21 protein-coding genes are annotated in these 26,254 nt (G+C 41.1%); 2 read left to right on the top strand and 19 right to left on the bottom strand.

Annotated elements, in window-relative coordinates; all coding sequences use genetic code 11:
• Nucleotides 1-64 precede the first annotated feature (64 nt).
• The 14 genes from VER_RS06215 to VER_RS06150 form a co-directional block, all read right to left on the bottom strand.
• Nucleotides 65-1,234, bottom strand: coding sequence for an iron-containing alcohol dehydrogenase (locus VER_RS06215; protein WP_162100003.1), 1,170 nt, complete (start codon nt 1,232-1,234; stop codon nt 65-67).
• 220 nt (nt 1,235-1,454) lie between these two features.
• The gene (locus VER_RS06210) at nt 1,455-2,609 is read right to left on the bottom strand and encodes an aldose epimerase family protein (RefSeq protein ID WP_162100002.1); all 1,155 of its coding nucleotides are present in this window, start codon (nt 2,607-2,609) and stop codon (nt 1,455-1,457) included.
• Nucleotides 2,610-2,703: 94 nt separating this feature from the next.
• Nucleotides 2,704-3,690: a GTP 3',8-cyclase MoaA gene (gene moaA / locus VER_RS06205; RefSeq protein WP_162100001.1), complete on the bottom strand. Its 987-nt coding sequence runs from the start codon at nt 3,688-3,690 to the stop codon at nt 2,704-2,706.
• A gap of 22 nt (nt 3,691-3,712) precedes the next feature.
• A complete protein-coding gene (locus tag VER_RS06200; protein WP_162100000.1) occupies nt 3,713-4,156 on the bottom strand; it encodes an MOSC domain-containing protein in 444 nt (147 codons plus the stop codon).
• A 416-nt stretch (nt 4,157-4,572) separates the two neighbouring features.
• Nucleotides 4,573-5,907 (bottom strand): nucleobase:cation symporter-2 family protein, encoded by a 1,335-nt coding sequence (locus VER_RS06195; RefSeq protein ID WP_162099999.1) that lies wholly within the window; start codon nt 5,905-5,907, stop codon nt 4,573-4,575.
• 416 nt (nt 5,908-6,323) lie between these two features.
• Nucleotides 6,324-7,658 carry a nucleobase:cation symporter-2 family protein gene (locus tag VER_RS06190; RefSeq protein ID WP_162100014.1) on the bottom strand — a complete coding sequence of 445 codons (1,335 nt, stop codon included), beginning with the start codon at nt 7,656-7,658 and terminating at the stop codon, nt 6,324-6,326.
• Between the two features lie 57 nt (nt 7,659-7,715).
• The gene (gene xdh / locus VER_RS06185; RefSeq protein ID WP_162099998.1) at nt 7,716-10,271 is read right to left on the bottom strand and encodes a selenium-dependent xanthine dehydrogenase; all 2,556 of its coding nucleotides are present in this window, start codon (nt 10,269-10,271) and stop codon (nt 7,716-7,718) included.
• A 33-nt stretch (nt 10,272-10,304) separates the two neighbouring features.
• On the bottom strand, nt 10,305-11,993 hold the full coding sequence (locus VER_RS06180; protein ID WP_162099997.1) for a selenate reductase: 1,689 nt from the start codon (nt 11,991-11,993) through the stop codon (nt 10,305-10,307).
• Nucleotides 11,990-13,381 carry a putative aminohydrolase SsnA gene (gene ssnA, locus VER_RS06175; protein ID WP_162099996.1) on the bottom strand — a complete coding sequence of 464 codons (1,392 nt, stop codon included), beginning with the start codon at nt 13,379-13,381 and terminating at the stop codon, nt 11,990-11,992. Before ssnA ends, VER_RS06180 begins: the two co-directional genes overlap by 4 nt.
• A 15-nt stretch (nt 13,382-13,396) precedes the next feature.
• On the bottom strand, nt 13,397-14,332 hold the full coding sequence (arcC, locus tag VER_RS06170) for a carbamate kinase (protein WP_162099995.1): 936 nt from the start codon (nt 14,330-14,332) through the stop codon (nt 13,397-13,399).
• 19 nt (nt 14,333-14,351) lie between these two features.
• A complete protein-coding gene (gene ygeW / locus VER_RS06165; protein WP_162099994.1) occupies nt 14,352-15,545 on the bottom strand; it encodes a knotted carbamoyltransferase YgeW in 1,194 nt (397 codons plus the stop codon).
• 17 nt (nt 15,546-15,562) lie between these two features.
• On the bottom strand, nt 15,563-16,873 hold the full coding sequence (locus VER_RS06160) for a YgeY family selenium metabolism-linked hydrolase (protein WP_162099993.1): 1,311 nt from the start codon (nt 16,871-16,873) through the stop codon (nt 15,563-15,565).
• Nucleotides 16,874-16,930: 57 nt separating this feature from the next.
• Complete coding sequence (gene dpaL, locus VER_RS06155; RefSeq protein WP_162099992.1) at nt 16,931-18,133, bottom strand: diaminopropionate ammonia-lyase; 1,203 nt, start codon at nt 18,131-18,133, stop codon at nt 16,931-16,933.
• Between the two features lie 115 nt (nt 18,134-18,248).
• The gene (locus VER_RS06150; RefSeq protein ID WP_162099991.1) at nt 18,249-18,923 is read right to left on the bottom strand and encodes a transcriptional regulator; all 675 of its coding nucleotides are present in this window, start codon (nt 18,921-18,923) and stop codon (nt 18,249-18,251) included.
• 308 nt (nt 18,924-19,231) lie between these two features.
• On the opposite strand from VER_RS06150, the gene VER_RS06145 reads away from it, so the two are divergent.
• On the top strand, nt 19,232-20,137 hold the full coding sequence (locus tag VER_RS06145) for a YihY/virulence factor BrkB family protein (protein WP_162099990.1): 906 nt from the start codon (nt 19,232-19,234) through the stop codon (nt 20,135-20,137).
• A 97-nt stretch (nt 20,138-20,234) separates the two neighbouring features.
• On the opposite strand, the gene VER_RS06140 is transcribed toward VER_RS06145, so the two are convergent.
• The gene (locus VER_RS06140; protein WP_162099989.1) at nt 20,235-21,479 is read right to left on the bottom strand and encodes a M20 family metallopeptidase; all 1,245 of its coding nucleotides are present in this window, start codon (nt 21,477-21,479) and stop codon (nt 20,235-20,237) included.
• Nucleotides 21,480-21,788: 309 nt separating this feature from the next.
• On the opposite strand from VER_RS06140, the gene VER_RS06135 reads away from it, so the two are divergent.
• Nucleotides 21,789-22,508 carry a LysE family translocator gene (locus tag VER_RS06135; RefSeq protein ID WP_162099988.1) on the top strand — a complete coding sequence of 240 codons (720 nt, stop codon included), beginning with the start codon at nt 21,789-21,791 and terminating at the stop codon, nt 22,506-22,508.
• Between the two features lie 76 nt (nt 22,509-22,584).
• Here VER_RS06135 and VER_RS06130 read toward each other — a convergent pair whose 3' ends face one another.
• The 4 genes from VER_RS06130 to VER_RS06115 all read right to left on the bottom strand — a co-directional run bounded on the left by VER_RS06130 (nt 22,585) and on the right by VER_RS06115 (nt 26,123).
• Nucleotides 22,585-23,256, bottom strand: a complete 672-nt coding sequence (locus tag VER_RS06130; protein WP_162099987.1) for an NAD(P)H-dependent oxidoreductase — start codon at nt 23,254-23,256, stop codon at nt 22,585-22,587.
• A 218-nt stretch (nt 23,257-23,474) separates the two neighbouring features.
• Nucleotides 23,475-23,699 (bottom strand): hypothetical protein, encoded by a 225-nt coding sequence (locus tag VER_RS06125; RefSeq protein WP_162099986.1) that lies wholly within the window; start codon nt 23,697-23,699, stop codon nt 23,475-23,477.
• Nucleotides 23,700-24,005: 306 nt separating this feature from the next.
• A complete protein-coding gene (locus tag VER_RS06120; protein ID WP_162099985.1) occupies nt 24,006-24,815 on the bottom strand; it encodes an amidohydrolase in 810 nt (269 codons plus the stop codon).
• A gap of 12 nt (nt 24,816-24,827) precedes the next feature.
• Entirely contained in the window at nt 24,828-26,123 is a 1,296-nt protein-coding gene (locus VER_RS06115; RefSeq protein ID WP_238390162.1) for an SLC13 family permease, read from the bottom strand.
• Between the last annotated feature and the right edge of the window lie 131 nt (nt 26,124-26,254).

Here is a 26,254-nt window from a genome sequence, read left to right as displayed (position 1 = left end):
TAAAGTAGCATCTTCTATCATCTACTTTATTACAGCTTCTTTTATTTTTATAAGTTATCTTCTATTACAACGCACTCTTGTAGATATTCAAAATATCTTCTGTTGTAAAGTTTGTATAGGATGTTGGATAGCGATTCGATTTTTCTGCAATGGCTGGCAAATCTTCAGCCGGAATCCCAACTTCTGTCAAGGTTGTTGGCGCTCCGAGGCTCTTAAAATAAGCACGTAATGCATCAATACCGGCCAAAGCTAATGCATCATCACTTTCATAGTTCTGACGGTCTAAGCCCCACACATTGGTAGCAAAGCGCACAAATCGTGCCACGTGATCTTTATAAATGTAACGAAGTAGCATAGGATGCACAATAGCCAAGCCGGCCCCATGAGCAATATCGTGGAAAGCCGACAAGGAGTGTTCAATTTGATGCGCCATCCAGTCTTGTTTTTTACCTAAGCCCATAATGCCATTAAGCGCAATCGTAGCCCCCCACATTAAATTGGAACGAGCTTCATAATCTGTTGGGTTCTTAACGGCTATATCAGCATTTTCCATAATATTTTTAAAGGCTGCTTCAATCATAGCATCACTCAAATTATTCGTTTCAGGTAAGGAGAAATATTGTTCCATCAAGTGGGATAACATATCACAAATGCCATTTACTAGCTGTTCTTGTGGCATTGTATAGGTATATGTAGGATCTAAAAAAGAAAATTGTGGGAACAAGGCATCGCCAAAACCGCCCATTTTCTTTTGCATGGCCCAATTTGTCACTACGCCACGGTTATTCATTTCACTACCCGTCGCCGACATGGTAAGTACAACCCCAATTGGCAAAGCTTCTGTAACGTTTTCACGTTTCATAAACATATGCTCCCACCAATCAAAGTCAGGCGCTGTTTTCGCTACCCCTGCAATAAATTTAGAGCAGTCAATGACGGAGCCCCCACCTACGGCAAGCACAAAATCAACCTTATGCTGACGGCATAAATCAGCCCCTTCCTGCACTTTTTCCATGCGCGGATTAGACATAATACCACTTAATTCAATAACTGTTTTACCAGCAGCCTGTAATTGAGCCATCACGGCCTCATAAATACCATTCTTCTTGATACTACCGCCACCGTAAGTAAGTAACACCGTCTTACCATAACGCGCTAATTCTTCACTCAATTTGCTTACACAATCTTTGCCAAACACAATTTTAGTTGGATTATAAAAAGTAAATGCGTCCATAGGGACCTCCTTTAACTCTTTCGAACACTATAAAACCACCTAGACAAGTAAACCGGTCATGCCTAGCACAACCGGTTTTTATTTTATTATCTTAATTGTAACGTAAATCAGCACTAGATACAACGGAGTATTTTAATACTATAGTTTACTATAAGTTACCATGGCGCACTATGGGTTACCATGAGTATCTACGCTATGAACGCTACGCCGATATGTAATATTATACATTGCCAAGAACATCTACGACATAGACGATACGCCGTTCATACATGGCCTGTGCTTTCGTCAGCGATTCCTGAAACGCTGGCATATTTATATCATTCGGGGCAAATTGTGGTTCAATGCAAATTCCGCTATATGACTCATACACTTCACCATTGCGCCCTTCGTCGGTTAACCAGTTGCCCGTATATAGTTGAAACCCAGGCGCATCCGTTAACACCGTTAATGTTAAATCTTCCACGCGAAAGGCACCGCACCGTTGTAAGCTAGAGTTTGCTTTCGCTTTTTTAGTATCTATATGAGATTGCACCTCTTTACAATCTATATGCGCTTTCTGCAAAGTAGTTGGTGCTTGTAACACATAATGATGATCATAACCACGATACGGTGTTAACACAGCATGATGCTGACATAGGGCTTCACCTACAGACTGCCATATTCGAAAATCAAATGGTGTGCCTGCCACGGAAGCCAGCTCACCGGTAGGAATTTGATCCGCCCCAAAGGGCAAATATTGACTAGCCTCAAGCTGAAGTTCATGGTTCGTTATAAGCCCTTGCTCAGCATCCATCATAGGCCCATTCATCTGTGGCAAGCTGTCTGAGCCATTGAGGTTAAAATAACTGTGCCCCGTAATATTAACAACGGAATCTTCCGAGGTCATATATTGATAAGTCAGGCGCAATTCCGCCCCTATAAGTTCCACCTGTAGTTTTACCCGCAAATCGCCAGGGAACCCATCATCAATACTACGCAGGGTCGTTGCCAAACTAAGTTTGGCATAATTTGGCCCCGTTTGCTCACTATTAGGCACTACATGCCAAACAGCAAAACTCAAACTACAATCTCCACTGTGTAATAAATTAGGCCCATTATTAGGTTGCCAAGTGTATGTTTTGCCAGCAATCTCACATTGAGCCCCGCCAATACGATTTGCCACACGACCTACCGTAGCGCCTAAATAGGCATCACCTTGTTCGTAGCCCTGTAAATTATCATAGCCTAGGACGATGTTACGTTTCAGTGGTTTCACAATAAAGTCTACAATCGTGGCGCCACGATTTAATATTCGTACAGTTAACACCTCCGTTTCTAATTCATACAGTGTAACTGCTTCGCCATTTCTGGTTTTACCCCAATCATACCGCTTCATGTTGCCACCTCATCGATATAACGTACCCATTCACTAAGAAACCTATACTCACTAAACACAACAACTAAATTATCTTGCACACGCCAACCCCAACTTACCCACCAATGCGCCACATAGCCCGTTTAGGCACATCCATATCGGCGCCCTCATGCTGTTCTTTGCGTAGTTGCAACACATCAGCAATGTGCTGTGCCAGCTCCTGCGCCGTTTTACCTTGTCGCACTAAGCTTACTAAATCCGCTTCCTCATCACGCAGTAAACAAAGTCGTAACTTTCCATCCGAAGTTAGACGTACCCGATTGCAAGAATCACAATAGCTATGACTCATAGGAAAAATAAAACCTACCAAATTTCCTTGAGGCAAGCGATAATACGTAGCTGGCCCAAAGCCCGTTACGACCTTTGTTTGCGACGCTGGCCCTACAGGCACCAATTTACCGCCACAGAGCCTTTCCAATTGTTGATGCCACATTTCAAACGTAGGGCCTCTAAATTTTTGCCCCTGAAACGGCATATATTCGATGAAACGCCAAATAACTGGCCATTTATCCATATAGGCTAACAAGGAGCGCACCACCTCATCGGATAAACTTTCCATTAACACCGTATTAATTTTTACAGTTTTAAACCCAGCCCGTAAAGAAGCTTCAATCCCATCAATGACGGCCTGCAATTGCCCTGTCCGGCCAGTTCGTTCATCAAAGGTCGCTTCCTCAACCGCATCTAAACTAATATTAACCCGCTGTAACCCCAACAAGCGTAACGTTTCAGCACGCGGTGCTAATAAACTACCGTTCGTAGTCATAGATATATCTTCAAACCATTGACGGTCTTGTAGTTTCTGTAACAACCGATCTAAATAAGGATACAGTAAAGGCTCACCACCTGTTAAGCGCAAGGCCCGAATCCCCAATTGGTGAAACGCTTCTAAAATAACTAACCATTCTTCGGGGCTTAGTAAATTCGTCTGACTCTCTGGCGTAATGGCTGTTGGTCTACAATAAGGACAGCAGAAGTTACAAGCTTCCGTTAACGATACGCGCACATATTCAATTGTTCGTTGCCAACTATCTTGTACCATTCTACGGCTCCTATAAAACTACTTATTCTGCCACTTCTTCTACTACCACTGTATCACCTACATGAATCATACCACCGCTAAGTACTTTAGCAAAAATACCTTGTGTTGGCATAATGCAAGAGCCCACTTGTTTTTGAATTTCACAACCAGAATGACATTCCTTGCCAATCTGAGTGACTTCGAGCAATACTTCTTCGCCCACAAATAAGCGAGTACCTACAGGCAATTCATATAATACAATGCCTTCTATGGTAATGTTTTCTGCAAAATCGCCTGGATTCACATCGGCCCCTTTAGCCCGCATCAAATCAATGCTTTGAATACCCAGTAAACTAATTTGACGATGCCATTTACCTGCATGAGCATCCCCTTCCATGCCAAAGTCCGTAATCAACTTGGCTTCTGGAATATTATGCTTCTTCTGGCCCTTTTTTTCACTAATAGAGATAGCAATCACGTTTGCCATAATAATCGATATATCCTTTCTATGACTTACTAAGTGTTACCTGCCCATAGCCCTAAATACTGCTATTCTACAAATACCTAGCAAATTTACGGCTGTATACTACTACGCTTAGTATGCCACTGTATCAATCACTTTGTATGTTGCCCTAGCAACACAAATCAATCTACTGTATAGATTGATTTCTATATACTAGTTATTATAACACGATATATACAACTAAAACATGGTTCTTGTTAAATTTACGCTGAAAAAAAGTCAGGAAGACTTAGCTTCCTGACTATTTTCTTCTATTTTATTGTATCATCACATAGCCGCCGATTTCAAGAAAATCATGGCTACTCACAATCCTAATACTCTTTCAAAGCGTTTGCCCATATAATTATATCTTTTTACAATATAATTACACCCTACATTAATTAATCCTCTTCTTCAACCGGTTCTTCTTTGCCAAAACCATTGAAGATTAGGTTTAAAATAACTGCAGTCAAACTACCAAGGGTAATGCCACTATGTAAAATAACAGCCGTCCAGCTGGGGAAGTTATGGTAGAAATTAGGCTCCGTTAACGTAACCATGCTCATACCAATACTTACAGCTACCAACATTAAGTTGTAATTGCCTTCAAAGTTAACTTTAGATAAAGCGCGAATACCACTGGCAATGATCATACCGAACATGGCAATACCGGCACCACCTAATACAGAGTTAGGAATGCATGCCACTACAGCCGCCATTTTAGGTACCAAACCTAAGACTACGAGAATTAAACCAGACATAGCAACTACAAAGCGGCTTTTTACACGAGTTACCGCCAAAAGGCCTACATTTTGAGCAAATGCAGTGTATGGGAAGCTATTGAAAATACCGCCGAGCATGGTGGATAGTCCGTCAGCCCGCAAGCATTTAGCAAGGCCCTTACGGCCCATTGGCTTACCTACGATTTCACCGATTGCTACGCAGTCACCTGTCGTTTCAACCATAACAACAATCATAACAATAATCATCGAAAGGATAGCACCTACATCGAAAGTAGGATACCCAAAGGAGAAAGGCGTAATGAAGCCTACCCAATCGGCAGTGGCTACTTCGCTAAAATCAGCAACACCCAAAATAGTGGCAATAATAGTGCCCCCAATTAAGCCAATTAATACGGAAATATTGCTTAGGAAGCCTTTACAGAACCGATATACAATGATAACGATAGCTAAGGTTAAAAAGGCCAAGAACAAACTCATAGGACTGGCAAATTCTGGTGACGTAGGCTTTGCATAGCCCGTAATCCAACGTACGGATACTGGTAATAAGGTTATCCCTATAATGGTAATAATCGTGCCTGTTACCACTGGCGGGAACAAACGAATCAAACGACTAAAATACGGCGCTATTAAAAAGGTAAATAGACCGGCCACAATGATGGCCCCACAGATGGCAGTCATTCCGCCTTGCGAGCCAATAACAATCATCGGCGTTACGGAAGCAAAGGTTACCCCTTGAATCATTGGAATACGAGCCCCTACTTTCCAGAAGCCTAAGGTCTGAATCAATGTGGCAATACCACAGGTAAATAAGTCAGCGTTAATTAGATGAATTAATTGTTCCGCTGATAAATGCATGGCTTGGGCCACAATAATTGGTACTGCTACAGCCCCTGCATACATAGCCAATACGTGTTGCAAACCATAGGCAAATAATTGCGAGGTTGGCAACATTTCATCTACAGGATGAACCGCCTTTTTAATGTCTTCGCTCATGAGAACCCCCTCATACAAAATACCATTATACCTAACATATAGTTAGCTTTAGAAATAGTTATCTAAAATCTATAAATTAGCAGCACCGTAGGCCACCTTTGCCAAGTCCCTCAACTACTTTAGAATTTATAAATTTCACTTGCATTTTAATAAATATTTCTAATTTAATGTCAACTATATATTTCTTATATTTATTAAACAACGATTGTTCCCTATTTGTCAAAAGCTATTTTCTCATAATAAGACTAAATTTTAAGAATAACGCCGCTACCGCTTACAACTAAGGACTCTTTTGAAACGAGGATTCCTAAAACCATACTAAAAAAAGTATTCACAAGAACATACTAAAAAAGAGCCTTTATGAAACTGCCTACATTTCATAAAGGCCCCAAGGGAGGTGTAATAAAAATAATATCTTATTTAATTTTATCAGGTCGATCGGACGGATGCCCTTCACTACCATTCAATAAAATATTCATAATAACGGCTACCAAACTGCCTAAGGTAATACCACTGTGCATTACTGTTTGCGCCCATTGTGGAAAACGAGCAAAAAAGCTTGGATATACTAAAGTAATCATGCCCACACTAATGCTAACTGCTACAATCATTAAATTATAATTGCCATCAAAGGATACTTTCCCTAAAGCACGGATACCACTAGCAATGATCATGCCAAACATGGCCAATCCTGCCCCGCCAAGCACAGCACTAGGGATAGACGCAATGAGCGCCCCCATTTTAGGAAATAAACCTAATACGAGAAGTATAATGCCTGAACAAGCCACTACATACCGACTCTTAATACCAGTTACCGCCACGAGCCCTACATTTTGTGCAAACGCAGAATGAGGGAACGTATTAAGAATCGCTGCAATCGCCGTTGATAGACCATCCGCCCGTAAACAAGCAGCCAATCTTGGTTTATCCACATGACGCCCTACGATTTCACCAATGGCAATACAATCACCAGTCGTTTCCACCATGATAACAAGCATAACTATAATCATAGAAGCAATCGCGGCAAGGTCAAAAATAGGCCAACCAAAGTATAAAGGAGGTACAATGCCCACCCAACTAGCAGTGCTAACAGCGCTAAAATTGGTGTAGCCCATAAAATACGCCACCGCCGTGCCACCAACTAGGCCAATCAATATAGATAAATTGCTAATAAACCCTTTAAATACACGATATACCAATACCACAATGGCCAGCGTTATAATAGCTAAGCCTAAATTGTGTAAACTGGCAAAATCGGGCGAATTCGGATTACCTCCACCAGCCCAACGCACGGCTACAGGCAATAAAGAAATACCAATCAAGGTAATGATAGTCCCTGTGACTACCGGAGGAAAAAATCGAATTAATTTACTAAAATAGGGAGAAATTATAAAGCCAAATAAACCAGCCACTAAAACAGCCCCAAAGATACCAGGCAAACCAAAATCTTTGCCAATGATTAACATGGGGGCTACGGAAGCAAAGCTAACACCTTGAATCATAGGGATTTTAGCCCCAATATGCCAAAACCCAATAGTTTGAATCAATGTAGCAATGCCCGCTGCCATTAAGTCCGCATTAATCAAGCAGGTCAGTTGTTCTGTAGATAACCCTAGGCCTTGGGCAATAATAATGGGTACTGCTACAGCCCCCGCATACATGGCTAACACATGCTGCAATCCATACGCAAACATGGGGGTCAATGGCATAATTTCATCCACTGGACTTACTTCTGTTGGTACTTCGGTCATAGTGTTTGCCATCAGGACAGTTTGTTCCTCGTTTTTCATAGTCCTTCAACTCCTTGCTCATCGCTTATATCCTGTATGTTGCAAAGGAAGTCGCCGACGTTCTTCACCATCAATGCGCCGGAATGCATTGGAAATTGCTGGCGCCATAGGAATGCTACTGATTTCGCCAATCCCTTTCGCCCCATAAGCCATTTGATCAGGCGTGCCCTTTTCAACAAAATGTACCGTAATCTCTGGCCGTTGCTTGGCACGTAATAAACCTAAGGTGCCGTATTTACTCATGACACGACCATTATTCATTACAAAATCTTCCGTCACTCCATACCCCATGCCCATGAGAGTGCCCCCTTCAACTTGACCTTCACAGGCTTTAGGATTAATTACACGCCCCACATCAAATGCTACGTCCATATGGCTGACAAAATTTTTATCATCAATGGTAGCCACACACGCACCATAGCCATAGGCTACATGACTCACTGGATTGGGTTTAGCCGACCCCATTTTATCGGTTATCCCGTGGTATTCACCATAGTATTCACAGCCTTCTAAATCGGCTAAGGTTTTACCACTGGCTAAGATTTGCTGTAATTCATTAGCGGCTACGCGCACCGCTTCGCCAGTAAAGACGGTCTGACGCGAAGCTGTAGTAGTTCCTGAATCAGGCGTGCGATCCGTGTCTGGTGCTTCTACGATAACATCGTCTGGGGAAACACCTGCCGTTTCACAAAGAATGTGCGTGGCCACCGTGCCTAAGCCTTGGCCAATGCAAGCAGCAGACGTACGGATATGAACCTTCCCCGCTTTTACTTCTAAGCAAGCCCGACCCACATCAGGTAAACCTACGCCAATACCACTATTTTTCATACATACAGCTAGACCTGTACGCGGAGACGCATAAAACGCTTCTTTCACCTGCTCTAAACATTCCACGAGACCTGTTTCAGGACCAGCTAATTGACCATTAGGGAGCGCTTGACCTGGTCGAATAGCGTTTTTATAGCGGAATTCCCAAGGATCCAGCCCCGCCATTTGAGCCAATATATCCATATTCACTTCTTGACCGAATACACTTTGTGTTACTCCAAAGCCACGGAATGCACCACCAGGTACATTATTCGTATATACACAGGTTCCTTCTACATAGAAGTTATCATATTGATACGGTCCCCCTGAATGAGTGCAGGCCCGTTGCAAGACAGGACCGCCTAAGGATGCATAAGCGCCACAATCTGATACGATGATGACTTTACTAGCTACAAGTTTGCCCTGTTCATCACAAGCAGTCGTAATATCCATTTCCATAGCATGGCGTTTCACATGAATATCTAAACTTTCTTGCCGTGAAAATTTTACTTTTACTGGTCGCTTCGTATGCCAAGCCATGAGCGCCGCATGGTGTTGCACACTCATATCTTCTTTACCGCCAAAGCCACCACCTACGAGCATGCTATGTACATGCACTTGGTCCGCTTCAATTTGTAACATACGGCTGATTTCATGCTGTTCATCATACACACTTTGACCCCCAGTGTACATATTGAGTCCCCCATCAGGCCGGGGTTCGGCAATAGCACATTCTGGCTCCATAAACGCATGGTCCGTCTGTGGTGTGGAATAATGACGAGTCACTACATATTTAGCCTTTTTAATAGCTTCCTCCGCATTACCACGCTGAAATAATTGATGTGATAAAATATTGCCATTTTCATGGAGCTTCGGCGCATCCGGTGCTAGCGCTTGTTCTGGCGAGGTAATAGGCGTTAACTCGGTATACCTTACCTCCACTAATTTACAAACTTCATCAAGCGTATCTTTATGCTCGGTAGCTACTAAAGCAATAGCATCACCCATATAGCGCGTAGTATCGCCTTCAGCGATGAGCACATCCCAATCTTGAATGATATGCCCTGTTTTATTAAAGGGCACATCCTTCGCCAATAACACGGTCACACAATCTGGATGAGCTAAGGCTTTGGAAATATCAATATGCTCCACGATAGCCCGCGGATAGCTAGACCGCACTGCTTTGGCATAAATCATACCCGGCAAAGTCATATCATCCGTATATAAACCAGTGCCCAAGGTCTTTTCAGCAGCATCTACTCGATGCAATAAGGAGCCGATTTTACCAGACCGATCACTCTTTGGCACCGGGCTATTCTCACGAAATAATTTAGCGGCTAATAATATAGCATCTTCGATTTTCACATACCCAGTACAACGACAGATATTACCATTAATGGCTAATTTCACATCGTCCCTGGTAGGTTTTAAATTTTCATCCAATAGTGCTTTCGCACTCATAATCATACCGGGAATGCAGAACCCACATTGCACGGCCCCACATTCACCAAAAGCATATACATAGACTTCTTTTTCTCGCTCCGTTAAGCCTTCAATAGTAATCACCGGCTTATCCACTAACTGGGATAGACGAAATACACAGGCTTTTACTTTTTTCCCTGCCACAATGACTGTACACGCGCCACAAGCTCCAGCGGCACAGCCATCTTTAGTTCCTGTTAAACGAAGGTCATCACGCAGATATTGCAACAAGGTCTTATCTGTCGCTGCTTCGTGCCACTGCCCGTTGATTTGAAATCGAAACACAGGCCAGCCCTCCCTTCTCAATCACCTGAGGGACTATATATAATACGGCAATTCTTTAATAAACGTACTTACGATAGTTTGTAATGGTGCTGGCAAATCGGCTAATTCACTAACAGCTTCCGCACCTTGGAACCGATAACCCCACTGATTACCTACTTTATAAAAGCCATCATTGGTACTAGCGCCTAAACGCTCTGCATCTAAGAAATAGGTAAGGCGATCTTTATAAGGCTGGCACGGTTCAATACAATTGCAGGCACAGTTACCACATTCATTACAAGACTCATCTATATGAATAATCAACTTTTCACCATTTACTTCTAACATTTCATTCGTTCGATTTGGGCAAACTCGCACACAATTGCCACACGTTACGCGACAATGATAGTCTTCACTGCGTGCCCCTTGAAACCCCGGTTGTTTTTCCCGTTTTAGACGCATAGCCGCCGTTTTATGTAAACTTTCCGAAGTCGCTACTTTCGCGGCTAAGGCTTTAATCTGCGCCACTTGTAATTCTTGAACTGCCTCATACGGCACGGCCTCTACTTGTTTTGCTAAGCCCCCTAACTGATCATAGCCCGCCCCTTGTAACAAGGTCGTACAGACTGTAACTGGCCAAATGCCGGCACTGAAAATCTCCTTAATGGTCTTCATATCGGCACCACCACTATAGGAAATGGCTAATTTACCAGCTAAGGCCTCACTTAATTCCGCCGCTAAGGTAATAGTCAGTGGCAATAAAGCCTTGCCCGCCATATACATTTGCTCACCAGGCAATTCCGCTGATTGTATTTGAACGGGGAAAGTATTCGTTAATTTTACCCCAAATTGTTTACCACACGCTTCGCCTAAGGCCTGTAACCGTTGAATCATCGGAACAGCCGTAGCCATCGTCGGGTCTACTTCAAACTGATGTTTATCAAATACAACATAGTCAAAACCAGTGTCATCCAACAATCGACGAACTCGGTCATAGCCTAACAAAGTAGGATTACACTTGAGATATAGATTTAAGCCCTTTTCTTTCAATAAATAAGAACAAATTGCTTCAATTTCATTGGCCGGACAGCCGTGCATCGTCGATAAGGTAATAGACTGACAAATATGGGCATCTAACTGCGTTACATAGGCTTCATCGATGTGTTTAAAACGAGCTAAATTATCGAGAGCCCATTGCTTACATACTTGCCACGTGCTAGTCTGGCTAGCATCTTTTAAGTTTTCAATAAATGAATCAATCAAAGGATCTTGAATGCCTGCTAGGTTATAGCCCACGCTCATATTGAAAATAAAACCATTAGGATCTCCAAGCCCCAGCTCCTTGCTAAGTAATTTTATAGCCACCCACGCTTTAATATATTCAGCCATCGCCTCATCGGCCCGAAACTCAGCAGACCATTCCACATTATATGACTCATCATTGGAGTAAATACAAGGTCTTGGGATACCTAGATCTTCCCCATACATCGTTTGGACAGTCTTTAATTCTATGAAACGAGCGCCCCCTACATAGGCTGCTACTATATTTTGTGCCAATTGAGTATGTGGCCCTGCTGCTGGCCCTAAGGGGTTCTCTAATTGTTTACCAAATAAAGTTAATCGGTCAGTACCTGTATACTGATGAACGTTTGTTACATTATAAATGCGCTGATGTTGCTCATATTCTCGCAAAATATGTTCCATTAGCGTTTCAAAACTTACGGGATACATACAATCGCTCATGAGGACACACTCCTTTGCCATAATTGACTAGCCACTTCGCGAACATCTGCTAACAATTTAGCTTTATCAATGCCTTGCCACTGTCGATCCTGATAACGAACTACCCCATTGCTGATAGTGGTAATAACATGACCACCATTAGCACCAAAGAGAAGATGACCATTAGTATTAGCCGCTGTCAGTGGCGTCGTTGGTTCATAATCCATAACGATAACATCGGCTACCGCTCCTGGTCGCAATTGTCCTACGGAAATACCAAAGAATTGTTCCACTAATTTACGGTTATTGTCAAATAACATGGTAGGCACTTCTACCCAACCTTGATTAGGCAAACCACTGCGATGTTTTACTAGACAATTCGCTACTTTATAGGACTCCAACATGTCACTGGTATAACCATCGGTGCCTAAACAAAGGCGGATACCCGCTTGATACAAAGCTAATATATCGGGTGCCCCTACGGCATTGCCCATATTACTTTCTGGATTATGAACCACCAACGTGTCCGTTTCACGAAGCCGTGCTAGCTCCGCTTCATCAATGTGAATACAGTGACCCGCTATGGTATTAGGCCCTAAAATGCCTTCGTCATATAAGCGTTCTACGGTGCGCTTCTTATATTTAGTAATACTATCCGTTTCATCGCTAAGGCCTTCTGCAATATGGATATGATAGCCTAACTTATCTACATTTTGCTCACGCACATAAGCTAGTGTTGCAGGGCTTAAGGTAAACGATGCATGGAGTCCAAACATAGCGGCTAATTCTATGGCCGACGATTCCGTATGGCTAGGTGCTACTTTGGCTCCTGTCTGTAGTGCTCCATTACGACATGATGCGCCTATTTCTTTACCAAAGCGGACATTTTCAGCCACCGCTGCTTCCATAGCCTCACGGCCATGGCGATCACTCACTTCATAACATAGGCAAGAACGTACACCCAGTTGTTTAGCCACATCAGCAATAACGCTAAGGCTTCCTTCCGTTTCACCATAGCTTGCATGATGATCAAAAATAGAAGTAACGCCATTCTCAATGCATTCTATATAGGTTGCTACTGCACTAGCCCACACGGATTCACGGGTTAATTGACTATCTAAATAAAACCATAAGCCTTCTAATATATCATTAAAATTGCTTGGATCGTAATTAGGCAGACTCAAACCACGAGCCAAGGCAGAATAAATATGATGATGAGCATTAATAAAAGCGGGCATAATCAGCTTGCCATGAGCCTTAATCTGCGTCGCCGTTGGATACTGTTGGCGCAAGGTATCATACGCGCCCACCGCTACAATCTGAGTGCCCTCCATCACCACGGCGCCTCGTGTTATAAAGGGTTGCGCCGGATTGCGTGTAATAACCGTACCTTCACCGAGGAGAATCATAAGGAGCCCTCCTTTCTATTTATGAATACGGGTGCCCGTTTTACCTTCAATCCCTTCACGAGCTTTTTCTAATAAGGTAATAATGGCCACACGACCTGGTTTACTATCAGCAAAATCAATCGCTGCTTCCACCTTAGGTAGCATGGATCCAGCTGCAAATTCACCTGCTAACGCATAGGCTTTCGCTTCTGCCACCGTCATTTCATCTAGCCATTGCTCCTCTGGTTTACCAAAGTGAATCGCTACTTTTTCCACTGCCGTTAATATGATGAATACATCGGCCTCAATGGCCTGCGCTAATACACTGCTAGTCCAATCTTTATCAATTACGGCTGAGGCACCACTAAGGTGATTATCTTTTTTCACCACTGGAATTCCCCCGCCGCCACAGCAAATGACGAGTTGCTTCCCTACAAGCTGTTTAATCGCTTCTAATTCAACGATTTCTACAGGCGCCGGTGACGCCACTACACGGCGCCAGCCACGACCAGCATCTTCTACACATTTATAATCATAATGTTCTTCTGCATAGCGCGCTTCCGCTTCGCTCATGAAATGACCGATAGGCTTCGTAGGATTCTTAAAACCAGGATCATTTTCATCCACCCGCACCTGCGTTACCATGGTAGATACGGCTAAATTAGTAATCCCACGATTCAATAATTCTTCGCGCAACGCATTTTGTAAGTCATATCCTATATAAGCTTGGCTCATTGCCACACACACAGATAAAGGCGTGTTAGGCTGTTTAGAATTCTCTCGTGATAAAGCGGCCATAGCATTATTAATCATCCCCACTTGAGGACCATTGCCATGGGTAACTACCACTTCATAGCCTAGCTCTACTAAATCTACTATAATCTTGGACGTGCCCTTTACTGCTATCATCTGTTCCGGCAGGGTATTGCCCAACGCATTGCCACCTAAGGCAATGACTGCACGTTTTGCCATAATTCATACCTCATGAATACTATTTAGCGAGGCGTTCTTTGCCTGCATCTGCTAATGCTTTTAAACGAGCTACTGGATTTTCAAATTTGCTTAAGAAAATCATAGCTGCAATTACATAGGGTTTATAACTAGCTTCTTTATATAAAGGCACACGATACCGATCAAATACGGACGCATCCACTTCCCCAGTTTCACAGCTTACGCCGGTAATATCGGCTGGCAAGCAATGGAGATATAAGGCCTTACCGCCTTTCGTAAGTTTCATCATATCTTCCGTACAAGCCCAATCTACATGCTCTGCATTCTGTGCTAATAATTCTTTTTCTAAGGTATCAATCCCTGCAAAGTCGCCTTCGCCATATAAATTGGTCCGTTTTTCCATGGCAGCAAAAGGAGCCCAGCTCTTTGGATATACAATGTCTGCGTCTTTAAAAGCTTCTTTCATGTCATTAGTCCGTTTGAAAGAGCCACCAGATGCCTTGGCATTTTGCTTCGCTACTTCTTCTACTTCTGGCATTACTTCATACCCTTCTGGATGAGCTAACACTACCTCCATACCAAGGCGTGTGAATAAGCCGATAATCCCTTGTGGCACCGATAATGGTTTACCATAAGATGGTGAATAAGCCCAAGTCATAGCTACTTTTTTGCCTTTTAAATTTTCAATGCCACCAAATTCATGAATAATATGCGCCGCATCGGCCATGGCCTGCGTTGGATGGTCAATATCACATTGTAAATTAACTAAATTCGGACGCTGTTCTAAGACACCATCTTCATGACCTTCTGTAACCGCATCAGCTACCGCATGCATATAAGCATTGCCTTTACCGATGTACATATCATCACGAATGCCGATTACATCAGCCATAAAAGATACCATATTGGCCGTTTCACGAACCGTTTCACCATGGGCAATCTGCGATTTGCCTTCATCTAAATCTTGTACTTCAAGGCCTAGAAGATTACAAGCCGATGCAAAGGAGAACCGTGTACGCGTCGAATTATCACGGAATAGGGAGATTCCAAGACCACTGTCAAAGACCTTGGTTGAAATATTCTGTTCCCGTAATGCCCTTAGCGCATCAGCCACAGCCCACACCGCTTTTAATTCATCATCGGATTTTTCCCAAGTTAAGAAAAAATCCTCGCCATACATGCCTTTGCAATCTAATTGTTCTAATGCGTCTATTGCTTGTTTGAAATCTGCCATGGTTCTATCCCTTTCTATTATTTACAATACATAGTTGGTAAGGCTGCATACACAGCGGCGCAAGTTACTAAATCTTGTTTCCAAGTCATTTCATTCGGTGCATGAGCCTGTGCTTCTGCCCCCGGGCCAAAACCGATGCAGGGAATGCCATTGCGCCCCATGATGGATACCCCATTAGTAGAGAATGTCCACTTATCCGTAAGTGGCCGTGCTTTGCGCATAGCCAAGGTTGTGCTATCGCCAATTCGCTCGGTGCCATACAGACCTTTGTAGGCTTCTTCTAGTGCTACCGTTACTTTATGGTCTTTAGGAATAACCCAAGTTGGGAAATAACATTCGATAGGATATACTAGCCCAGTATAGGATGGGCGATCATATTGATACATAGATACAGTTACATCTTCACCATATTTTTGAACCGCTGGCAAGGCCCGAATTTCATCTAAGCAACTTTCCCAAGTTTCACCAGCTGTCATACGACGATCTAAGGATATTGCACACGAATCAGCTACGGCACAGCGACTTGGGGACGTAAAGAAGATTTCCGAGCAAGTAACAGTGCCACGCCCTAAGAACTGTGCTTCTTCCCATTGTTCGTTATATTCTTTGTCTAGCATTTTAACGAGGCCTTTAATCTTAGTATCCGCCGCTGCATCATTTTCATTGAGTGCACGAATATCTTGTAAAATATCAGCCATTTTATAGATGGCATTATCACCACGTTCGGGGGCTGACCCATGACAGGAAACGCCTTTTACATCGACACGAATTTCCATGCGTCCTCGTTGCCCGCGATAAATCCCCCCATCTGTTGGTTCGGTAGATACAACAAATTCTGGCCGAATATTGCTTTCTTTAATGATATATTCCCAACAAAGGCCATCACAGTCTTCTTCTTGCACGGTACCTGTCACTAACACTCTATAGGCATCATTTAAAAGACCTAAGTCTTTCATAATTTTAGCGCCATAAATGGCGGAAACGATGCCACCTAATTGGTCGGAAACACCTCGACCGCCAATTTCAGTAGCCGACTCATAGCCTTCATAAGGATCAAATTTCCAGTTTTCAAGATTACCAATCCCTACGGTATCAATATGCGCATCGTAAGCAATTAAAGTTTTACCCGTGCCCATATAGCCAAGCACATTTCCTTGCGGATCGATGATAACTTCATCAAAACCGACTGCGCGCATTTCTTCAGCAATTCGATCAGCATGTCCTTTTTCATCAGCACTTTCCCCTGGAATAGCCACGATGTCACGCAAACATTTTGTCATAGCTGCTTCATATCCCTGCGCTGCTTTTTTAATTGCTTCAAAATCCATACCAATAACCTCCTTATATACCTATTATTTACCTATTATTTACCTATTATTTGCCTATTATTTACCGTACCAAACAATATCTTTATAACGAATAGGATCCGTATCCCCTTCTGTGGAGAAACAAAGAACTTGAGATTGTCCATCAAGACCTAGCGCTTCTTTCAATTCCTCATATTCAGGACAAGTCATAATGGCTGCCACCGTTCCTAGTGGTGCTGCGCCAGATTCCCCTGAAATGATAGAGGTATCTCCTTTAAGTGGGGCCGCACTAATGCGCATCCCCCACTGCGCTACCCAATCAGGTGCTGATACAAAGACATCTGCATGATTTCGTAAAATTTCCCAACTAATCGTATTCGGTTCCCCACAAGCAAGACCGGCCATAATCGTTTGTAAATCGCCCCCCACTATACGTGGTTTACCATCACCTGCTACAGCACCTTGGTACAAACAATCCGCCGCTTGGGCTTCTACCACTATAATCTTCGGTTGTTGTGGTGCCTCTTTATATAAATTTCTAAAGTATCCTGTAACCGCACCTGCTAAAGACCCTACCCCAGCTTGTACGAAAATATGCGTTGGCATAACTTGTTCTTTGACTAACTGTTCGCCCGCTTCTAAGGCCATCGTGCCATAGCCTTGCATAATCCAACTTGGTACTTCTTCGTAACCCTCCCAAGCGGTATCTTGTACCACAACACCATTTTTAACCTTTGCTGCTTCCGCTACCGCTTTGCGTACACAATCATCATAATTTAACGCTTCGATTGTTACAGTGGCGCCTTCACGCTGAATATGTTCTAACCGTGACTGCGTTGTTCCCTTAGGCATAAAGACAACAGCTTTTTGCCCTAATTGACGGGCCGCCCACGCTACGCCTCGACCATGATTCCCATCCGTAGCGGTGAAAAAAGTTACATCCCCTAGCTGAGCTTGTAATTCTTTAGACGTCAACACATCATAAGGTAAATCTAATACATCTTTACCTAATTGTTGAGCCACATACTTCACCATAGAGTATGCACCGCCTAGGACTTTAAAGGCATTTAAACCAAAGCGATACGATTCATCCTTCACAAATACATGACCAAGGCCCCAAAACTTGGCTAATTCTGGTAACGCGGTTAACGGCGTTTCAGCATATTGGGGAAAACTTTGATGAAAAGCTCTCGCCTTTTTCGCCTCTGCTACGGACATAATTTCTAAATTATCTTGCGCACTCTTTGGTAAGTGATTCACTTGCCATTTAATAGCCTCCATACGAATCCCTCCTACACAATGTATCTACTACCTAATTTATCTACTACCTAATGTATCTACTGCCTAATGTATCTACTGCCTAATGTATCTACTACTTAACCCCTATCACTACCGTTTATTCTTCTTTGTCTTTTTCTTTAATCGCGTTCAAATCACTATATAAGGTGAACCGTGAAATTCCAAAATACTCACCAATTTTGTCAGCCGCCTTTGAAATGAGAAACGCCCCTGAATCGTTCAAATATTTTAACGCTTCAATGCGCTCTGCTTTATTCATTAATTGAGCGGGCTTACCAACCTGCTGTACCGCTTGTTCAATCAAATCATCCAATAAATCAGCCACACTGGTAGTTATCCGTTCCGCTCCCGCTGACTCTTTAGCCGCCGTTGACTGATTAGGTACCCCTACAGACTCGGTCACTTGATTGACCATCTGCTGTAAATGAATGAGATTCGTAATATCTGAATTAATGCCAAAAACATAGGCAATATCACCGTTTTCATCACGCATATACATGGTACTCGATCGAAATACACGGCCATCTTTCGTACGCGTTAAATACCCATAACGGTCGGATACATCTTTGCCCCCATTTTTAAGTGCCTCCAAGACCACATGGGATGGACCATCACCTAATTTGCGATTGGAAATGGTACCATTCTCAATACAAACGACAGTGCCTTCCATTTCAGGGATTCTCACATCGTGAATGACCACTTCACAGGTTTCACCAAACTGTTGTGCCAATCCATGAGCAATCTGTTTCAATACTTCTAAATCATATTTCATATTGTTTCGCCTCACTTAACTATGTAAATTAGAAGATACATAGTCACTCTCTTTTACTCTTCATTTTTGTTAGCCTAACTATTTTTCTGTAAGCCTAACAATTTATAATGCTTCTTATGAATTAATAGTATCATAAGTATTCCTAAATAGCAATAGCTAAAAATAAAATAATAAGTATTATTTATAATTCTACTTTTTCAATAGGCTTTACTGGTTTTATTTTTACAAAAATATAAAAATATGATATAAAGAATTGAATCCCTATTTGTCATTCACTTTGTTTTAATGTAACTAAGGAGTTATGGACTATGAAGTCTATCATCAATTGGTGTCGCACCATTTTAAATGACTATAGCCGTCATAATATTTCGCGGTTATCAGCAGAAACAACGTATTATATTATTTTATCTATCGTTCCCTTTCTCATTATTGCCTTAACGGGAATTACGGTATTTTTAAACCACAATACTGATGTATTGAATCAATTAGTGGCCCTCTTGCCACCAGAATCACAGCATACCGTAACAGATTTAATTGACGATTTGACGCAAAATCAAAGCAATACTTTATTTTCAGTAGGTATTCTCATGGCCTTTTGGACCTTATCGGCTAGTACGCGCTCCTTAATCAATGCCCTGAATACCATGTTCCATCTCGATTATAACGAAGAGAATATTTTTATAACCTATGGCAAGGCTTTATTCTTTACTTTCATTGGGGCCATTACTGGGTTCTTAGGACTTGTCCTTTCCGTATACGGCCAATCCTTCTTACAACTATTTGGCAATTTCTTTGGCATTCCCCAAGAAATCATCCGCTTAGCCTCCGCCGTCACTACCTTGTTGCCATTAGTATCCTTTACTATTTCCTTGACGCTCTTTTATCACTTTGCACCACGCCACGAAAGAGGCAAAGTCCTTAGTTGGAAACGTTCCTTTGCTGGTGGCCTATTAGCCACTATCCTGTGGCTACTGCTCACCGTAGGCTATCGTTTCTACATTACTAATTTCGCTGGTGGCTCCGCTACTTATGGACCATTAGTGGGCATTATGATTCTCTTCATTTGGATTAACTTATCCGTACAAACCATCTTGCTCAGTGCTGAAATTATACGCAACCGCGACTTAGATCCACAGTTAAAAGAAGAATCCATAAAAAAACAAAACGAAGAACTTGAAGAAGATAAAAAACGAAAAGCTGAAGAAGTGGAGTAAATACAAAAAAGCCTTAGCTAACAATCTGTCATGCTAAGGCTTCTTTTCATATAGTCTTATTTTATCTTTATTTATCTTTATTTTTCTTTATTTTTCTTTATTTATCTTTATTTTCCTTCAACCACTGTAAAGCATATTGAGCATACATGGCGGCCCCAATTGGCAAGGCTGATTCATCAATTTTAAAGAAGTTACTATGATGGGAATGAACCGCATCAAGCTCTGGATTAGCAATGCCAAAGAAAGCAAAGCAACCTGGTTTTTCTTCTAAATAATAAGCAAAGTCTTCGCCAGCCATTGTTTTTTCCATAAGCACCACATTCTCTTCACCGATTAATTCAGCCCCTACACGGTGTGCTAATTCGGAACACGCTGGCTTATTAATCGTTGGTGGTACCATCTGACGGAACGAAGCTTTAGCCGTCGCGCCATATGCTTTAGCTGTTTCTTCTACCATCTGCCCCATGGCCTTTTTCAACTCATCGCCAACAGCATGTTTAAAATAACGGGCGGTCCCTTCTAATTTAGCACGGCCAGAAATAACATTATAACGATCCCCACTGGTCATTTTGCCAATCGTTACTACCACAGAGTCTAAGGGACTGAAATGACGGGACACAATAGTCTGTAAATTCATCACAATCGCCGACGCTACCACCGTAGCATCCACCGTTAAGTGAGGTTGCGCCCCATGGCCGGCTTTCCCTTCTACTTCGATAGCAATTTCAAGGGCCGCAGCCATACGTTCCCCTGCTTCTACCGATATCTTGCCAGCCGGTAAATCAATCCAAATATGACCACCAAAAACGCTATCGGTTTCGGCAAACCAAGTGCCAAATTTCTTCATGTATTCAGCACCTTCCGCACTTTCTTCAGCCGGTTGGAATACGAGGAATACTTTCCCTTCAATTTCCTGTTGCAATGTTTTAAGCATCTTAGCAGCACCTAACAATACCGCCATATGCGCATCATGACCACAAGCATGCATTTTACCTTCATGTTTAGAGGTAAACTCACAGCCTGTCTGCTCCGTTACATTAAGAGCATCAATATCAGCGCGTAACATAATAGTTTTACCTGGTTTAGCCCCTTCAATCCAGGCTACAATACCGGTATTTTTTTCAGGATTAATTTCGTAAGGAATCCCTAATTTATCTAATTCACCAGCTAAATATTTAGTAGTGGCCTGTTCTTCAAAACTTACTTCAGGATATTGATGTAAATAGCGACGCCACGCAATAATATCCCCTTCGTACTCTTTTTGTAGTCGTTTAACCGCTGCTACCGTGCTAGTAGATGTTTTATTTTCATTACTCTTTGTTGTTGATTTTGTTGATTCCATATATTCTCCTCCAATCTCTTTGGCTTTCATAGTAGAATAATTGAGTCTTCTTGTCAAGTTTTTCCTACTGAAACGATATGATATAATTTTAAGCAACTCACACGTTTTTGTGATATACTGTACCCTATATACAAGAATAACTTACACGTTGTAAACGTTGTAAACTATGTTGCTATATATCTATGCGAACTATGCGCTATATATCTATGATAACTATGCGCCTATATAGCTATATCGCTATACGCCTATACACCTATATAATCAGGCATCTATATAACTATATGATATACAACTAAAAGAGGTTAACTTATGGACTATACTTTATTCCCTTATTTTCTCATTTCATCAATTCTCTTAACCTTAGCACCGGGACCAGATAATCTATATTTACTAGCCAAGAGCATCGCTAACGGCGCCAAAAGCGGTATCACCTTAGCGGGCGGTCTTGCGTCGGGCATCATCTTTCACACCACGTTAGTAATCCTTGGCGTAGCCGCCTTAGTAAAAAGCTCCCCCATGGCCTTTGCCCTCTTGAAATACGTAGGTGCCGCCTATTTATTTTATCTAGCATGGGGTGCCTTTACTGCTAAGGTAGCCGACGCCGCACCAACTGAAGCGGTAACTAAAACCATGATAGCTCCAGAATCGCAAACTAAAGCAACTGAAACGACAATAGCTACAAATACGCAAACCAACAATTCAAACTCTATCCATACAGCATCGGCCGAATCAGGCCTTGCCATTTATCGCAAAGGCTTAATTATGAATATCCTGAACCCTAAGGTTTTACTATTCTTTTTAGCCTTCTTACCGCAATTTGTAAGCCCTAACAGCGAAAACCCCAGCCTAGCAATTGCCTTCTTAGGCGCTACCTTTAGCTTACAAGCTTTTATCTTATTCTCACTCATTGCCTTATACGCCGGCAAATTACGTGGCTTTTTACATCAAGGGCCTAACTCTCAACGACTATTAAACCGTATACAAGGTGTAGTCTTAGTATGCATTGGGGGCCTGTTATTATTCTTTTAATCAAAAAGGATGTAACCTTACATGAACCTGTCTCATGTAGTGGTTACATCCTTTTTAATTATTTTAAGTATTTCAATTATTTAACCCAAGTTACAATATCTGCTAAGGCCTGTCGTGTCTTTTCACGATGAGGTGCTTCATCACGATACCCAAAGCCCGCCATTACAGAAACGCCAAAATGCTCACTATCTAACACACCTTCGGCTGCTAACAATTCTTCCACCGCTTTACTATTAAAGCCTTCAATAGGGCACGAATCAATACCCAACATAGCCGCCGTAGTCATCATATTAGCTAGGGCAATATACGTTTGTTTGCTCGCCCAATCATAAATAGCACGATCGCTTTCTAGCAAATTGAAGTCATTTTGCTGAAAATTGCTATATGCTTGACGCATCATGTCCATTACGTCTTGAGGCATATGTTTAATGTCTTTCATAATATGTGTAATGTAAGGAGCATCAGCTAGTGTATCTATCTTTTTACGAGCTAGTAAAATAACAAAGTGACTCGCTCCGTTCAAACTATTTTGAGCTCCCCAAGAGATAGGAAATAATTTGTCTTTTAGGGCTTGGTTCTCAATCACTAAAAATTTCCAAGGTTCAAAGCCAAAAGAGCTTGGCGATAAACGAGCGACCTCCAAAATAGTATTAAAGTCTGATTCTGAAATTTTCTTATTTTTATTAAATTTCTTACAAGCATATCTAAAATTAAAAGCATCTAAAATATCTTTAGTTGTAATATTCATATATATACATCCTTCCTTTCACTGCTTATAAGTTTAGTATAACACGGATTAACTCTTAATAAAAGAATCGAAATAATTAGATATAAAAATGGCTGTAAACGTTACTATGCCCGCTTACAGCCATCCGTAGTGAAGGTTATAAAAGTTATATAAAGTTGTTACGTTACAAGACTTTATGTCGTTATAAGACTTTGTTGCACTATAAAGCTTATATATTATTAGCCAAAAATAGACATTAAGACGCTACTTTTAGCTACAAAACGATGCATTAAATCCTTCTTGTATTCTTCGTGAAGGCCTTCAATTTCAACTAAATCATAATGAGAGCTATCCGTATCAGCCATAACTTTTTCTTCAATTTCTTGAACTGGCATCCCCTGTAATACGGCATAATTACAAGCTAATTTTTTCTCAACGTCTACTAAGTTAAATGAATATGTCATAAGTCTCTCCTCCTCTTAATCAGGACTTCTTCCTCTGTATGACATATATCATAATACAATAGACATAAAAGTCAAGAAAAAATAACCCAAAAATTTTTGACTAATAAATAATAGTTATGGTGTTTTATCACAAAATCGCTCCAAAAAGATAGCTCCTTCCATCTACTCACACTATAACAATGTAGTATTCAAGAGTACTTATAAACCTTTATTACATCAGCAACCAATACTTGTTTTTATTACTACTATGACCAGTTGTTATATTGAAATTGATAAATCGATAACTAATTAGAATAATAAGTCATCTTATTTTTTTATTAATTCCGAAAAACTATCACTTAAAATAATAGTTCTAGTAGTTTCCTCGGGAATTAACTCACAAAATGCGCTCCAAACTTTATCATAAGTAATGGTAGATTCAAACTGTGTATGAGGCCAATCACTCCCCCACAATAAACGTTGAGGGCCAAAAGCCTCTAATAATTTAGGAATTAAAGTTCTAGCAATTATTACATTCTCTGCCAAACTTTTCTCCCTCTTCAATCGATACGCAGCTGATATTTTAACCCATACCTGTTTAGTTTGACCAACAGATAATAAATATTTAAATCCTTCATCCTCTACCGCTATATCATTTGTTGGCTTTCCAAAATGATCAACAACCACTCTTACCCCAGCTTCTAATAATGCATCAATTAATGGTGGTAGCTGCACCGCATCAATATGAAGTTCCACATGCCAACCTAATTGCTTTATATATTTCAAAATGCGAGGCCATTCTCCTTCACGCAAATTTGGAATTTCTCTTGCATACAAATTAAGCCGTATCCCTACAATATTACACTTTGACAATTTCTCTAACTCTTCTAAAGTAATATCAGTATTTACAACAGCTACCCCATATAACTTATTAGGATATTTTTTAATAGCCTCTATCATAAAACTATTATCAAAGCCTAAAAAACTTGGTTGAATTAACATCCCTGCGGTTAACCCTTTTGATTCAAAATTAGCTATAAAATCTTCAATATACGCTTCATATGTCGGAGCATAACGTCGATCATTAGCTAGCTGTAAATTGGGTGAAAATACATGTGCATGTGTATCTACTTTCATACTGTAGCCTCCCTAACGAATAATCAAATTAATAATAAATGCATAAATAATAGCAGCACCTAAACAAATTGGTACACCTCTAAATATGAGTTTACTAAACATATCTACACGTTCTTCCTCTTTTACAGTACTCAAAACTAAACTGCCACCAGAAGAAAATGGAGAAATAGCCGTAGCCTGAGCACCAATAACAATGGCAGAAAATAAAACTATAGCATCTATTCCTGTAGCTTCAGATAAGCTTGGTACTAGAGGGAATAGCGCAGGTGTTACTACCCCCATAGTACTAGAGAAGAATGACATAAATCCACCTATCGCCGCCATAACAATTGGCACAACCGGTTCTGGTATTGTATCACTAACAAAACTAGCAATCATTTTAACTGTACCGGCTTTAATAGCTACTGAAATAAGCATACCTACTCCGCAAATCATAATTAATGTTCCCCATGGAACCATTTTAATAACTTCTTTTTCATCACCTAATTTAAGCAGTAATGCTAAAAGTGCAAAAACAATAGCCACTAAACCTACGTCAATTGACTTTTCTAAAGTTTTTAAAATCTCTACCTGCGGGAAGAAAATCAATAAAATTGGGAAAATTAATACAACAAAAATCATAGCAGTTACTAGATATAGTGTTCTACGCTGTTTATCATCAAATGCTTCTGGCAAAGTTATATCAACTAACTCACTACCGTCTGCTTTACGTGTATTCAAAAGAATCATAATTCCTAAAACAAGTAGAGGCACTATAAATGAAGCGAGAAAGATTTGAAACTCATACCCATAAGCAGCTGTTTCATAACCAGCCTGTTGCATTAACCCAATAAATACAACTCCACCAGGACTAATCATAAAGTTATTACCACATAAGGCTCCATAATTAACAGCTAGTGCACCAATCAAAGGACTTAATCCCGTCTTTTTACACAACAGCATAGTAATCGGAGTAAAAAACGCCATAACAGCAAAGAATCCTGCTCCTAAAGCAGCTAAAATAGTAGCAGCCACAAAGATAGCAAATGGTAATAGTTTTGGAATACGCCGTGTCCGATATAGCATGTGCTGTGCTAGCTTCTCTAAAGTTCCATTAGTCATGGCAAAATTATAAAACAAAGAAATAGCTAGAATAACAAAGAAAATACTCATAGGCCACATCTTAATTACATCACCAGGCTTAATTCCAAGAAAAAAGGTGCCAATGATATATGCAAATGCAATTCCAAAAAAGCCTGTATTAATTTTAGTTTTATACCCTAACGCAATTGCCACAATAATAGCACATAAAATTAAAATATTAACCATCATTTAACCCCCTAACTACCATAAATACCTAATAGATTATTGTAATTACAATTTCACATATAGTATATAACTATAAATCATATGCAACAAATATCAATTACTTTACATCAGGAATAAATTAAATTTATACC

The organism is Veillonella sp. R32 (assembly GCF_010093125.1).
Classification (GTDB): domain Bacteria; phylum Bacillota; class Negativicutes; order Veillonellales; family Veillonellaceae; genus Veillonella_A.
The sequence above is the reverse complement of the archived record's forward strand: the minus strand, read 5'-3'. Positions and strand labels throughout refer to the sequence as shown.